The organism is Kosakonia sp. HypNH10 (assembly GCF_029850615.1).
GTDB classification, from domain to species: Bacteria; Pseudomonadota; Gammaproteobacteria; order Enterobacterales; family Enterobacteriaceae; genus Kosakonia; species Kosakonia cowanii.
Window position 1 is genome coordinate 532,566 of the sequence record NZ_JAOTIU010000001.1, and the last position, 13,944, is coordinate 546,509.

10 protein-coding genes are annotated in these 13,944 nt (G+C 55.3%); 6 read left to right on the top strand and 4 right to left on the bottom strand.

The features are described 5' to 3' along the window. Window positions 1–2: 2 nt before the first annotated feature. Both ssuC and ssuB read left to right on the top strand, forming a co-directional pair. The gene (gene ssuC, locus N7V53_RS02705) at window positions 3–791 is read left to right on the top strand and encodes an aliphatic sulfonate ABC transporter permease SsuC (protein WP_279791936.1); all 789 of its coding nucleotides are present in this window, start codon (window positions 3–5) and stop codon (window positions 789–791) included. Next, window positions 788–1,564 (top strand): aliphatic sulfonates ABC transporter ATP-binding protein, encoded by a 777-nt coding sequence (ssuB, locus tag N7V53_RS02710; RefSeq protein WP_279791937.1) that lies wholly within the window; start codon window positions 788–790, stop codon window positions 1,562–1,564. Before ssuC ends, ssuB begins: the two co-directional genes overlap by 4 nt. A 355-nt stretch (window positions 1,565–1,919) precedes the next feature. Here ssuB and pepN read toward each other — a convergent pair whose 3' ends face one another. Then, the gene (gene pepN / locus N7V53_RS02715) at window positions 1,920–4,532 is read right to left on the bottom strand and encodes an aminopeptidase N (protein WP_023481358.1); all 2,613 of its coding nucleotides are present in this window, start codon (window positions 4,530–4,532) and stop codon (window positions 1,920–1,922) included. A gap of 263 nt (window positions 4,533–4,795) precedes the next feature. Between pepN and pncB the strand changes: the two genes are divergently transcribed. The 4 genes from pncB (at window position 4,796) to N7V53_RS02735 (ending at window position 10,648) form a co-directional block, all read left to right on the top strand. Beyond that, window positions 4,796–5,998, top strand: coding sequence for a nicotinate phosphoribosyltransferase (gene pncB / locus N7V53_RS02720; RefSeq protein WP_023481456.1), 1,203 nt, complete (start codon window positions 4,796–4,798; stop codon window positions 5,996–5,998). Window positions 5,999–6,157: 159 nt separating this feature from the next. Further along, window positions 6,158–7,558 carry an asparagine--tRNA ligase gene (gene asnS / locus N7V53_RS02725; protein WP_023481622.1) on the top strand — a complete coding sequence of 467 codons (1,401 nt, stop codon included), beginning with the start codon at window positions 6,158–6,160 and terminating at the stop codon, window positions 7,556–7,558. Window positions 7,559–8,164: 606 nt separating this feature from the next. Beyond that, window positions 8,165–9,271: a porin OmpF gene (ompF, locus tag N7V53_RS02730; RefSeq protein WP_279791938.1), complete on the top strand. Its 1,107-nt coding sequence runs from the start codon at window positions 8,165–8,167 to the stop codon at window positions 9,269–9,271. Window positions 9,272–9,457: 186 nt separating this feature from the next. After that, a complete protein-coding gene (locus N7V53_RS02735) occupies window positions 9,458–10,648 on the top strand; it encodes an amino acid aminotransferase (protein WP_279791940.1) in 1,191 nt (396 codons plus the stop codon). A 46-nt stretch (window positions 10,649–10,694) separates the two neighbouring features. Here the strand turns inward: N7V53_RS02735 and N7V53_RS02740 are convergent, their stop codons facing one another. The 3 genes from N7V53_RS02740 to ldtD form a co-directional block, all read right to left on the bottom strand. Continuing rightward, window positions 10,695–11,342, bottom strand: coding sequence for an MBL fold metallo-hydrolase (locus N7V53_RS02740; protein ID WP_279791942.1), 648 nt, complete (start codon window positions 11,340–11,342; stop codon window positions 10,695–10,697). A gap of 26 nt (window positions 11,343–11,368) precedes the next feature. Continuing rightward, window positions 11,369–11,917 carry a YcbK family protein gene (locus N7V53_RS02745; protein WP_124968849.1) on the bottom strand — a complete coding sequence of 183 codons (549 nt, stop codon included), beginning with the start codon at window positions 11,915–11,917 and terminating at the stop codon, window positions 11,369–11,371. Between the two features lie 188 nt (window positions 11,918–12,105). Then, window positions 12,106–13,911 carry a L,D-transpeptidase gene (gene ldtD, locus N7V53_RS02750; RefSeq protein ID WP_279791943.1) on the bottom strand — a complete coding sequence of 602 codons (1,806 nt, stop codon included), beginning with the start codon at window positions 13,909–13,911 and terminating at the stop codon, window positions 12,106–12,108. Between the last annotated feature and the right edge of the window lie 33 nt (window positions 13,912–13,944).

Sequence of the window (13,944 nt, forward strand, 5' to 3'; positions counted from 1 at the left end):
TGATGGCGAAAGAGAATAAGTGGTTATTGCGCCTGGCTCCCTGGCTGCTGCCGGCGCTGATTGTCGCGGTCTGGCAACTCGCCTCGACCTTCGGCTGGCTCTCAAGCCGTATCTTTCCGTCGCCGGAAGGGGTGGTGGAAGCGTTCTGGACGCTGAGCGCCAGCGGTGAGTTGTGGCAGCATCTGGCGATCAGCGCCTGGCGCGCGGTGATTGGTTTCTCCATCGGCGGCAGCATTGGCCTGACGCTCGGGCTGATTAGCGGCCTCTCACGCTGGGGAGAGCGCCTGCTGGATACTTCGATTCAGATGCTGCGTAACGTGCCGCATCTGGCGCTGATCCCGCTGGTGATCTTGTGGTTCGGTATTGATGAGACGGCGAAGATCTTTCTCGTCGCGCTCGGGACGCTCTTTCCGATCTATATCAACACCTGGCACGGGATCCGTAATATCGACCGCGGACTGGTGGAGATGGCGCGCAGCTATGGCCTCTCCGGCTTTGCGCTCTTCGCCCATGTGATCCTGCCTGGTGCCCTGCCGTCGATTATGGTTGGCGTGCGTTTTGCGCTCGGCCTGATGTGGCTGACGCTGATTGTCGCCGAAACCATCTCAGCGAATGCCGGTATCGGTTATCTGGCGATGAACGCGCGCGAGTTTCTGCAAACCGATGTGGTGGTGGTGGCCATCATTCTCTACGCCCTGCTCGGCAAGCTGGCCGATATCAGCGCACTGGCGCTGGAGCGTCTGTGGCTGCGCTGGCACCCCGCATACCATACGAAGGAGGCAACAGCATGAATACTGCCCGACTGAATCAAGGCATCCCGCTGCTGTTAAATGGCGTCACTAAACGTTATGGCGCCAATACGGTGTTAAACGGGCTCGATCTACATATTGCCGCCGGGCAGTTTATCGCGGTGGTGGGCCGCAGCGGCGGCGGGAAAAGCACGCTGCTGCGCCTGTTAGCCGGGCTGGAGACGCCAAACAGCGGTGAGCTGCTGGCAGGCACGACGCCCCTTGCCAGCATTCAACACGATACGCGCATGATGTTTCAGGATTCACGGCTACTGCCGTGGAAATCGGTAATCGATAATGTCGGGCTCGGGCTGAAAGGCCGCTGGCGCGAGGCAGCAGAAACCGCGTTACGCTCGGTGGGGCTGGAGCAGCGTGCGGCAGAGTGGCCGGCGGCGCTCTCCGGCGGGCAAAAACAGCGTGTTGCGCTGGCGCGCGCGCTGGTACATAAACCGGGATTGCTGCTGCTTGATGAACCGTTAGGCGCGCTGGATGCCCTCACCCGGCTGGAGATGCAGGCGCTGATCACGCAATTGTGGCAGGAGCGGGGATTTACGGTGGTGTTGGTGACGCACGATGTCAGTGAAGCGGTGGCGATGGCAGACCGCGTGTTGCTGATTGAGGAGGGGAAAATTGGCCTCGATGTGAGTGTCGATTTGCCGCGCCCACGCCGCCTCGGCTCGGTCAGGCTGGCCGAACTGGAAGAGCAGGTGTTGAACCGCGTGATGCAGCGCGGCGAGTCCGAAAACAGCGTTGTGCCCCGAACCCGCCACGCATGATGTTATGTGTATTAAGTTAACGCACACCAGACCGTAGGCCCGATAAGCGCAGCGCCATCGGGCATCATTGCCGGATGGCGGCTGACGCCTTGTCCAGCCTACAATTAAGCCCATGCACGCTTTCCGTAGACCCGATAAGCGTAGCACCATCGGGCATTACTGCCGGATGGCGGCTGACGCCTTATCCGGCCTACAATCGAACCCATGCACGCTTTCCGTAGGCCCGATAAGCGCAGCGCAATCGGGCATCACTGCCGGATGGCGGCTGACGCCTTATCCGGCCTACAACCGAGCCCATGCACCCTTTCCCGCAATGCCGTACGTAACCGTAGGCCGGGTAAGGTGCTCCATACAATTACGCCAGCGCTTTGCTGACTTTCTCGTAGAGATCGCCGGAGAGATTCGGCAACGCTTTCAGCTGTTCCAGCGCTTTACGCATCAACGCCTGACGACCTTCATCGTAACGCTTGAAGCGGATCAGCGGCTCAATCAGACGCGACGCAACCTGCGGGTTACGGCTGTTAAGCTCCGTCAGCATTTCGGCCAGGAAGCGATATCCGCTGCCATCTTCAGCATGGAACGCCGCCGGGTTGCTGCTGGCAAAGGCGCCAATCAACGAGCGGATACGGTTCGGGTTGCTGAGGGTGAAAGAGCGGTGTTGCAGCAAGCCGCGCACCGTCTCCAGCGCGTTCGCCGCCGGGCTGGTGGCCTGCAGAATAAACCACTTATCCATCACCAGACCGTCCTGATGCCACTTGTCATCATACTCCTGCATCAGCACATCGCGGCCAGGCAACTGGGCGGCAACCGCCGCCGCGAGCGCAGCCAGCGCATCGGTCATATTATCCGCCTCGTGATACTGCTGGCTGACCAGTTTATCTGCCAGCTGCGCATCGCCAAAGGCGAGATAACGCAGGCAGGTATTGCGCAGGGAGCGCTTACCAATATCCTCATGTTCCACGCGGTAGCTGTCGAGTTTGTTGGCGTTGTAGACCGCGAGGAATTCATCAGCCAGTTCAGTGGCCAGCGTGCGGGTCAGCGCTTCACGAACGGTAGCGATAGCCACCGGATCGATGATGTCGAACAGTTCAGCAATCTCATTTACCGACGGCAGGGTCAGGATCTCAGCGGCGAGCGCCGGATCGATCTGCGCATCAAGCAGGATGGCGCGGAACGCATCGGCAACATGCAGCGGCAGCGAGAGCGCCAGCCCCTGCTGATGACGTGCAACGTTCAGCTTGATATGCGTCGCCAGCAGGCTTTGTGCCGCATCCCAGCGCGAGAAGTCGTTCTTCGCATGGCGCATCAGGAACGTCAGTTGCTGATCGCTCCATTTATACTCCAGCTTCACCGGTGCCGAGAAGTCACGCAGCAGCGACGGGACAGGCTGGAAGTAGACGTTATCAAACACGAAGGTCTGCTCCGTCTGCGTCACGTTCAGCACGTTGTGTACCGGATGGCCCTCTTTCTGCAGCGGGATCACCTTCCCTTCGTTATCGTAAAGTTCGATATCAAACGGAATATGCAGCGGCAGCTTCTCCTGCTGCTCCGCCGTTGGCGGCGTGCGCTGGCTGATGGTCAGCGTATACTGCTCGGTATTCGGGTTGTAATCATCCTGCACCGAAACAATCGGCGTGCCGGCCTGGCTGTACCAGCGGCGGAAATGGGAGAGGTCGATATTGGACGCATCTTCCATCGCCTGCACAAAATCATCGCAGGTCGCCGCACTGCCGTCATGACGCTCAAAATAGAGCTGCATCCCTTTCTGGAAATTCTCTTCCCCCAGCAGGGTGTGCAGCATACGGATCACTTCCGCCCCTTTTTCGTACACCGTCAGGGTGTAGAAGTTATTCATCTCAATAACTTTTTCAGGGCGAATCGGATGCGCCATCGGGCTGGCATCTTCGGCGAACTGCATGCCGCGCATAGTGCGCACATTATTAATGCGGTTAACGGCGCGGGAGCCGAGATCGGAGCTGAACTCCTGATCGCGGAACACTGTCAGCCCCTCTTTCAGGCTCAGCTGGAACCAGTCACGGCAGGTAACGCGGTTACCGGTCCAGTTATGGAAATATTCATGCCCAATCACGCGCTCAATATCGAGATAGTCTTTATCGGTCGCGGTATCAGTGCGGGCGAGAACATATTTGGAGTTGAAGATGTTTAACCCTTTGTTCTCCATCGCGCCCATATTGAAGAAGTCGACGGCCACGATCATATAGATATCGAGATCGTACTCCAGACCGAAACGCTGCTCGTCCCACTTCATTGAGTTTTTCAGCGAGGTCATTGCCCACGGCGCGCGATCGAGATTCCCGCGATCGACATAGAGCTCCAGCGCCACTTCACGACCGGAACGGGTAGTAAAGGTATCGCGCAGCACGTCAAAATCACCGGCCACCAGCGCAAAGAGGTAGCAAGGTTTCGGGAACGGATCCTGCCACTGCACCCAGTGGCGGCCATTTTCCAGCTCGCCCTGATCGACACGGTTGCCGTTAGAGAGCAGGAACGGGTAGCGGGTTTTATCGGCAATCAGTTTGGTGGTAAAGCGCGCCAGCACGTCCGGGCGATCAAGATACCAGGTGATATGACGGAACCCTTCCGCTTCACACTGGGTACAGAGCGCTTCACCGGATTGATAGAGTCCTTCGAGCGCGGTGTTCGCCGCCGGGCTGATCTCGTTAACGATGCGTAAGGTAAAACGGTCCGGCAGACCGTCGATCACCAGCTGACCGCCCTCTTCTTTATAGTTCGTCCAGGGTTGGTCATTAATATGCAGGGAAATCAGGGTCAGATCGCCGCCATCAAGGCGCAGCGGCGCAGCAGATGCGCTTTGGCGTGACACGTTGCTCAGCGCGGTGACGACGGTTTTCGCGGCGTCAAGGTCGAAGGTCAAGTCAATATCACTAATCAGGTAGTCCGGCGCACGGTAGTCGTGGCGGTATTTGGCTTGTGGCTGTTGTGTCATAAAAAACCTTTAGCATCTTCTGTTGGTTACGGTTCCAGTCTATTCCGGTTGCTACAAACGCGCCACGCAGAATGTTTATCTTTTCAGAGGGAAAAGCTCTGTCTGCTACATTTTTATAACAGTGGGCACGAAAAGCCATCGACCCTTTTCCGACGATATGGTGTGATGGGGTTCACTAAATGAGTAAACAAGGTATACTCCAGCGACTTACTTGCTTTGTTTAATCTACTAAACGCTCCTGTAAGAGGATGCTACTGCGCGCCATGACTCAACTCGCTTTTTCTGGTCTGCAAACGCTGCTGGATACCGATGCCTACAAACTGCACATGCAGCAAGCGGTGTTCCATCACTACTATGATGTGCATGTCTCGGCGGAATTTCGCTGTCGTGGCGACGACCTGCTGGGCATTTATGCCGACGCGATCCGCGAGCAGGTTGATGCGATGCGCCATCTGCGCTTGCAGGATGACGAATTCCTCTGGCTCTCCGGCCTGCCCTTCTTCAAACCCGACTACCTCGCCTGGCTGCGTAACTTCCGTTACGATCCGCAGCAGGTCACCATCAGCAACGATAATGGCAAGCTCTCGATTCGCCTCTCCGGCCCGTGGCGCGAGGTGATTATGTGGGAAGTGCCGCTGCTGGCGCTGATCAGCGAAGTGGTGCACCGCTGCCGCTCGCCTGAAGCGGGCGTCCAGCAGGCCCTGCTGCATCTGGAGAGTAAACTGGAAGATTTCGCTGCGCGCACCGCGTCGCTGGATATGTCCGGTTTCCGGCTGATGGACTTCGGCACCCGCCGCCGCTTCTCTGCCGATGTTCAGCAGGCGATTGTTGAGCGGCTTAAACAGGAGCCATGGTTCGTTGGCACCAGTAATTACGATCTCGCCCGTCGCCTGTCGCTGACGCCGATGGGTACGCAGGCCCATGAGTGGTTCCAGGCGCATCAGCAGATTAGCCCCGATCTGGCGACCAGCCAGCGTGCCGCGCTGGCTGCCTGGCTTGCTGAATACCCGGATAAACTGGGCATCGCCCTGACGGATTGCATCACCATGGATGCTTTCCTGCGCGATTTCGGCCCGGAGTTCGCGACCCGCTATCAGGGGCTGCGCCATGATTCTGGCGATCCCGTTGAGTGGGGCGAGAAAGCGATTGCTCATTATGAAAAGCTCGGAATCGACCCGCTGTCGAAAACGCTGGTCTTCTCCGATAACCTCGATCTCAATAAAGCGCTGGATCTCTACCGCCATTTCGCCTCGCGTATCCAGCTTGGCTTCGGCATCGGCACGCGACTTACCTGCGATATTCCGGGCGTTAAGCCGCTCAATATCGTCATTAAGCTGGTGGAGTGTAACGGTAAACCGGTGGCGAAATTATCCGATAGCCCCGGCAAAACGATTTGCCACGACAAAGCGTTCGTCCGCGCGCTGCGCGAGGCCTTCGACCTGCCGCAGGTGCGAAAGGCGAGTTAATCATCAGGGAGCCAGTCGGCTCCCTTTTTTCATGACAAATTATTAATGCTGCCTGCGAATTCTGCTTGTCTGATGGCGCTCGCCAGGTAACATAGGTGATCCCGCCCATTTCGGGTGGACAAGTGTTTATTTTTTCCGACTATTAATAGAGAGAATATTATGAGCGTTGTGCCTGTAGCCGACGTATTCCATGGTCGCGTTGCCGTTGACAGTGAAGTGACGGTTCGCGGATGGGTGCGCACCCGCCGAGATTCTAAAGCTGGTATCTCCTTCCTCGCCGTTTATGACGGCTCCTGCTTTAATCCTGTACAGGCCGTTATTAATAATTCTCTGCCCAATTACAATGATGATGTTTTGCATCTGACTACCGGCTGCTCGGTTGTGGTTACCGGCAAAGTTGTGGCCTCGCCGGGCGAAGGTCAGAGCCTGGAGATCCAGGCAACATCCGTAGAAGTGACCGGCTGGGTTGAAGATCCGGATACCTACCCGATGGCGGCAAAACGTCACAGCATCGAATATCTGCGTGAAGTCGCACACCTGCGCCCGCGCACCAACCTGATCGGTGCCGTCGCGCGCGTTCGTCATACGCTGGCGCAGGCGCTGCACCGCTTCTTTGACGAGCAGGGCTTCTTCTGGGTCTCTTCTCCGCTGATCACCGCCTCCGATACCGAAGGCGCTGGCGAAATGTTCCGCGTCTCGACGCTGGATATGGAAAACCTGCCGCGTAACGCTGAAGGCAAAGTTGATTACGATAAAGACTTCTTCGGTAAAGAGGCGTTCCTGACGGTTTCCGGTCAGTTGAACGCAGAGACTTATGCCTGCGCGCTCTCAAAGGTTTATACCTTTGGCCCGACTTTCCGCGCGGAAAACTCCAACACCAGCCGCCACCTGGCGGAGTTCTGGATGCTGGAGCCGGAAATCGCCTTTGCTAACCTCGACGATAACGCCCGTCTGGCTGAAGCGATGCTGAAGTATGCCTTTAAAGCAGTGCTGGAAGAGCGTCTGGACGATCTGCAATTCTTCGCTGAACGCGTTGATAAAGATGCAATCGGTCGTCTGGAGCGCTTTATCGCGGCTGACTTCGCGCAGGTCGATTACACCGATGCGGTAGCCATCCTTGAGAAGTGCGGTGAGAAGTTCGAAAACCCGGTTTACTGGGGTGTCGATCTCGCGTCCGAACACGAACGCTATCTGGCTGAGAAGCACTTCAAAGCGCCTGTCGTTGTTAAAAACTACCCGAAAGAGATTAAAGCGTTCTATATGCGCCTTAATGATGACGGTAAAACCGTGGCGGCGATGGACGTGCTGGCACCGGGCATTGGCGAAATCATCGGTGGCTCGCAGCGTGAAGAGCGTCTCGACGTGCTGGACGCGCGTATGGCTGAAATGGGCCTCAATAAAGAGGACTACTGGTGGTATCGCGATCTGCGCCGCTACGGCACCGTACCGCACGCCGGTTTTGGTCTCGGCTTTGAGCGTCTGATCGCCTACGTCACTGGCGTGCAGAACGTTCGCGACGTCATCCCGTTCCCGCGTACGCCGCGCAACGCGACCTTCTGATTTTAAGAATGTCAAACAAGGCCAGCATATTTGCTGGCCTTTTTATTATCCGCTGTCAACTTTTGTTAACACGATCACACTTTATCCCGCCAGAAAAATCGCCCGTTATACGTTTCTTTGCGTTTTTTTACGCCTGAATTCCTTCGCAACAAAAATCACGACCGTGAATATTTCAAAATGTTTCATTAGGATGATCAGCACATTTGGTTAAAATTAGCACAGCTATCTGGACGTCTAAACTCAAATATAAGAAAAAGCCTTATCTGCCTCTTTTGTGCATAAGGTATGCCTTTATCTCAATTAAACATAAGTAATTCAAATAAATAGGAAAGGTAGCGCTGTTTTTTTAAGCGGCAGATGCGGAAGTTAGAGATGGTTCACAAAGTTCCGTTAAATACACAAATTATTACACAATATTTCTTCTTGTTACTTCTTTAAGACATTTGTAGCACTTTCACGCTAGCGAAACGTTTACTTGTTTGGAAAGATGCCTCTCAGACACAGAAAGACACCAAACTCTCATCTGTAGTTCCGTAAATTTTTTTTGACGGATTTACACGGCGGCAGTGGCAGGTGTCCAAAAAAAACCAATGAGGGTAATAAATAATGATGAAGCGCAATATCCTGGCAGTGGTTATCCCTGCCCTGCTCGTAGCGGGCGCAGCTAACGCTGCTGAGATCTATAACAAAGATGGCAACAAAGTTGATATCTACGGTAAAGCAGTTGGTCTGCACTACTTCACCAAAGACAATGGCGCTAAGGGCTATGGCCCTAACGGTGACAAAACTTACGCTCGTCTGGGCTTCAAAGGCGAAACCAAAATTAACGACCAACTGACCGGTTACGGCCAGTGGGAATATAACTTCCAGGGTAATAACTCCGAAGGCAGCGATGCTCAGACTGATAACAAAACCCGTCTGGCGTTTGCAGGTCTGAAATTCGGCGATGCAGGCTCTTTCGACTACGGTCGTAACTACGGTCTGGTATACGATGCAATCGGCGTAACCGACATGCTGCCGGAATTCGGTGGCGACACCAGCAACAGCGACAACTTCTTCTCTGGTCGTACTGGTGGTCTGGCGACTTACCGTAACAGCAACTTCTTCGGTCTGGTCGACGGCCTGAACTTTGGCGTTCAGTACCTGGGCAAAAACGAGCGTACTGACAACCCGACCCGCTCTAATGGTGACGGCTGGGCAACTTCTCTGAGCTATGACTTTGACGGCTTCGGCATCGTTGGCGCATACGGCGCAGCAGATCGTACCAACGATCAACAAGGTCTGACAGCTTACGGTACCTCTGGTGAGAAAGCCGAGCAGTGGGCGACTGGTCTGAAATATGACGCGAACAATATCTACCTGGCAGCTCTGTACGGTGAAAGCCGCAACGCAACTCGCCTGAAAACTACGCCTCCGGGCGGCAGCGAGCTGAACGGTTTCCTGAACAAAACTCAGGACTTCTCCGTTGTTGCACAGTACCAGTTCGACTTTGGTCTGCGTCCATCCATCGCTTACTACAAATCTAAAGCGAAAGACGTTGCTAACATTGGTAGCGAAGAATTCATTAACTATATCGAAGTTGGCGCGACCTACTACTTCAACAAAAACATGTCCACCTATGTTGACTACGCTATCAACCAGATTGATAAAAACAACAAACTGGGCGTAGGTTCTGACGACACCGTAGCAGTGGGTCTCGTTTACCAGTTCTAATCAGTCACCCTCGACTGTTATAAGCATTTAAAACAGGGCTTCGGCCCTGTTTTTTTATGCCTGCGGCAAAAAGCGCGACGACTTTTGAAAAGCGTCGCGCTTTTTATTGCAAACGGTTGGCAATTCCCCTGCCAGCCGTTAACCTGATAACGGAATTCCCTTCTGTCATCAAAATGGAACCTCGTCATGTTTGAGAATATTACCGCTGCCCCTGCCGACCCTATTCTGGGCCTGGCCGATCTGTTTCGCGCCGATGAACGCCCGCACAAAATTAACTTAGGCATCGGTGTCTATAAAGATGAAACCGGTAAGACGCCGGTGTTGACCAGCGTGAAGAAAGCAGAGCTCTATCTGCTGGAAAACGAAGCCACCAAAAACTACCTCGGCATCGACGGCATTCCAGAATTTGGCCGCTGCACCCAGGAGTTACTCTTCGGCAAAGGCAGCGCCATTATCAATGACAAACGCGCACGGACGGCACAAACCCCAGGCGGCACCGGCGGTCTGCGCGTTGCCGCAGATTTCCTTGCCAAAAACACCAGCGTAAAACGCGTCTGGGTCAGCAACCCGAGCTGGCCGAACCACAAAGGCGTGTTTAACTCTGCCGGCCTGGAAGTGTGCGAATACGCTTACTACGATGCACAGAACCATACCCTCGATTTTGAAGGCCTGCTGGCCAGCCTTGAGCAGGCGCAGGCGGGTGACGTGGTGCTGTTCCACGGCTGCTGCCACAACCCGACCGGTATCGATCCGACGCTGGAGCAGTGGCAGACGCTGGCGAAGCGCTCTGTAGAGAAAGGTTGGCTACCGCTGTTCGACTTCGCCTATCAGGGCTTCGCTCGCGGTCTGGAAGAGGATGCTGAGGGGCTGCGTGCCTTCGCTGCGCTGCATAAAGAGCTGCTGGTCGCCAGTTCCTACTCGAAAAACTTCGGCCTCTACAACGAGCGTGTAGGTGCCTGTACGCTGGTCTGCGCCGATGCAGATACCGCCGATCGCGCATTCAGCCAGATGAAATCGGTGATCCGCGCAAACTACTCCAACCCGCCAGCGCACGGCGCGTCGGTAGTTGCCACCATCCTCAGCAATACCGCTCTGCGCGCGATCTGGGAGCAGGAGCTGACCGATATGCGCCAGCGCATCCAGCGTATGCGTCTGCTGTTTGTGAATACGTTGCAGGAGAAAGGCGCGAACCGCGACTTTAGCTTTATCACCCGCCAGAATGGCATGTTCTCATTCAGCGGCCTGACCAAAGAGCAGGTGCTGCGTCTTCGTGAAGAGTTCGGCATCTATGCCGTGGCTTCCGGGCGTATCAACGTCGCCGGCATGACGCCGGACAATATGGCCCCGCTGTGCGAGGCGATTGTCGCCGTCCTGTAAGCCAGACAGGAAAGTAAAAAGGGTCGCTTACGCGACCCTTTTTTATTTACCACACCGGTTGTTCATCCTGCAGGAACGGGTTGTGCAACCGCTCATTCCCCAATGTCGAGAGTGGCCCATGACCCGGAATAAAGGTCACGTCATCACCAAGCGGCAACAGCTTATGCTTGATGGAGTGAATCAGTTGCGCATGATCCCCTTTCGGGAAATCGCTGCGTCCTACGCCGCCTTTAAAGACCACGTCGCCGGAGATCAGCAAACGTGACTGCGCGTCAAAAAAGACGATATGCCCCGGTGTATGTCCCGGACAGTGCAGCACCTGCAGGCTGATATTGCCTACGGCTACGCTGTCGCCTTCATTTAACCAACGATCGGGCGTCAGCGGCTGGCAATCTTCGAGGCCAAACATGCGGCTCTGCGCCGGTAATCCCTGTAGCCAGAACTCATCTTCTTTTTCCGGGCCAATAATTGGCACACCATAATGCTGCGCCAGTTCCGCCGCCGCACCAACATGATCGAGATGACCATGCGTCAGCAGGATTTGCGTCACCGTCACACCACACGCATCCACTTCCTGAACAATGCGCTCTGCGTCTCCGCCGGGATCGACCACGGCCGCGACTTGTGTCTGTTCACACCAGATTAACGAACAATTCTGGGAGAACGCGGTAACCGGAATAATACGATAGTTCATACTGCTCCTGTAGCTCAGACTGAGTTTTACCAGTGCCTTACCGGCCCGGTGTCAATATGCACAAAATTGCTTTTGGGGTAGTATCCTACACCACCCGCGCGCAGAGATAACGCAGCTTTGCGAATATTACTCAGGGAAATCCCTTCAATATGGAAATCCATCGCCTGGCCTTTGGTGTGATAGCTTTTTTTCGCTACACCACGGCTATGAGCGCGCAGCTCATTGTTAGTATCAACAGAGCGATAACCGGAGATCAGTTGGACAGGTTTATTCGTGCCTAACAGGCCTTGCAGACGGAACAGGTGATCAAATAGCTGAGGATCCATGCGCGTAATTTTATTTGCGCGGTAATCACGGAAGAAATGGTTGAGTTTTGCTAATTCATCCTGAATATAGCCTCTACCATCAAAGAACTCAGCTTTAATAGACTCCCCGGTATTAAGATTATTAAGTCTTAAAATACGCGGGCGCGGCGTGGAGAGCGTTGCAAAAGCGGGAGTGGGTAACAGAGCAACACCGAGTGTGGCTCCACCCAATGCCAGCAATTTGCGGCGATTAGCGTCAAATTTATCCATGATAATCAGATCTACAGAAAAAGTGCATTGAACGATTTTTATGCACTGCTTTAGCGCACGAGAGGCACCTTACCGGGCAACAAACGCCGCGTCAAGGCGGCCTCTCCCCAGCAATCCCGGGCTCTGTAGCCTGAACTACCCGGGAATTGCCTGTCACTATGACAACGGAAAATCGCAAACTGCTTCATTTACCTGATTAATTTTTCAGCTTTCGCCAGAACAAGCGCACCGGTGCGCGCTGTCAGATCATAATTGTAAATATCTGTGCGGTATTGCGTGCGTCCATCAGCCCCAACAAACGCGGTCAAATAGTAAAGATTGACCGGAATATCGTGGCGAATATTCACGTAACGCGTATCGCCCTGCTTTAACGCATCCGAAATACGCGTATCGCTCCAGCCCGCATCCTGCAACAGCATATTGGCAAGCTCAGAGGATTTATTCACCCTCACGCAGCCGGAGCTGAGCGCACGGGCCTGTTTCTGGAACAGAGCGTGGTTCGGCGTGTCATGCAGGTAAATCGCGTCAGAACTCGGCATATTGAACTTATAACGCCCAAGCGAGTTGGTCACGCCTGGTGCCTGCTGGAAGCGGAAAGGCAAGTTGGATGGCGTAATCGTCGCCCAGTCGACCATGGTCGGATCGATCGGCTCTTTGCTGTTCCAGCCGCGCAGCACGGTGTAGCCATGGCGTTCAAGGTAAGTGGGATCGTTCCACAGCTTCGGCAGGATATCTTTGCGCGCCAGCGTCGGCGGCACGTTCCACGGCGGGTTAACCACTACGTTGTTAAGCGCGCTGCTCATCATCGGCGTTTTGCGGTCCGGGCGGCCAACAATCACTCTCGACGACAGCACTTCATTGCCGTTGAGGTAGTAGACCAGCGAATACTCCGGAATGTTGACCATAATGCCGGTCGAGAGCGTCGAGGGCAGCAGGCGCAGACGCTGGATATTGAGCGCCAGCAGACCGGCGCGCTGCGCAGGCGTAACGTTCAGCCAGTCGCGCGTGCTTTTACCGATCACGCCATCAGCATGCAAACCCTGCCAGGCCTGAAAACGTTTTACCGCCTCAACCAGCGTGCGGTCATAAGCCTCGCGCGCGGCGGGCTTTTTCTTAGGGGCCGGTTCTGCCGACGGGCTGACCGCAGCATTGCCATCCGGCAGCGCAATCTCCGCGCCGCTCTCCAGCATGCCGTTGCGCTGCAAAATCTCACGCAGCGCCGGAACGTCATTGCTCCACTGCCCCGGGCGCAGCGATGCTGTACCGGTCATCTCCGGCCACGGGCGTGAATCCGCCACCAGCGTCAGCAAGGATTGATGCATCGCCGCATATTGCGGGTGATGCGGGGCCAGCGTGGCAATAAAAGCTGGCAGCGAGCCGTTATCCAGCGCGGATTGCCACTGGTTGATAACTGAAATAGCGGGCGTCGCGAGCGCATAAGGTTTATCGCTGTAGAGCCAGCGCTGGCCTTTCGCCTGGATACCGGCCACAAATTGCAGGTAACCCATCATCGCGTCAGAGAGGACGACATCCCGCGCCATGCCGGTCACATCCGGATTGGTCAGCAGTTCGACCCAGGTAGTGAACTGCGGCTGAAAGCCGCCAATGGCCACTTCCGCCAGCTGCTGCTGGAAAGCCTGAACCGCCTCGCGGTTCTCCCACATCGGCTTCTGACCGCGCGCGGCATAGAGTGCTGCGAGCTGATCCATATAGGCAGGCGTCCAGTTTGCCGGCAGCTGAGATTGCAGCTGTGCCCGCACATCGGCAACCGAGACACCATTCGGATAGGGTTTCACACCGATCATCATCGCCGTCGCCGGAGATTGCTCCAGCGGCTGCGGTAATAGGGTGGGTTGATCGCCTGGCGTCGCCGAGGTATCAACCGGTACAACTTCAGGCTCATCGGCCTGCGCATTAAACAGCGGAGCGAATGCGAATGCCAGGCACAAACTCAACGCCGACATTCGACGACCATACGACTTCAAAAGCAACATCCCTGCCCCCTGTTCTCACCTTGCATGTGACTA

Bases quoted from the DNA above. Each gene is read 5' to 3' on its own strand.
- N7V53_RS02740 (WP_279791942.1), bottom strand. From the start codon at position 11,342: ATGAACTATCGTATTATTCCGGTTACCGCGTTCTCCCAGAATTGTTCG.
- N7V53_RS02745 (WP_124968849.1), bottom strand. From the start codon at position 11,917: ATGGATAAATTTGACGCTAATCGCCGCAAATTGCTGGCATTGGGTGGA.
- ssuC (WP_279791936.1), top strand. From the start codon at position 3: ATGGCGAAAGAGAATAAGTGGTTATTGCGCCTGGCTCCCTGGCTGCTG.
- ssuB (WP_279791937.1), top strand. From the start codon at position 788: ATGAATACTGCCCGACTGAATCAAGGCATCCCGCTGCTGTTAAATGGC.
- pncB (WP_023481456.1), top strand. From the start codon at position 4,796: ATGACTCAACTCGCTTTTTCTGGTCTGCAAACGCTGCTGGATACCGAT.
- ompF (WP_279791938.1), top strand. From the start codon at position 8,165: ATGATGAAGCGCAATATCCTGGCAGTGGTTATCCCTGCCCTGCTCGTA.
- ldtD (WP_279791943.1), bottom strand. From the start codon at position 13,911: ATGTTGCTTTTGAAGTCGTATGGTCGTCGAATGTCGGCGTTGAGTTTG.
- N7V53_RS02735 (WP_279791940.1), top strand. From the start codon at position 9,458: ATGTTTGAGAATATTACCGCTGCCCCTGCCGACCCTATTCTGGGCCTG.
- pepN (WP_023481358.1), bottom strand. From the start codon at position 4,532: ATGACACAACAGCCACAAGCCAAATACCGCCACGACTACCGTGCGCCG.
- asnS (WP_023481622.1), top strand. From the start codon at position 6,158: ATGAGCGTTGTGCCTGTAGCCGACGTATTCCATGGTCGCGTTGCCGTT.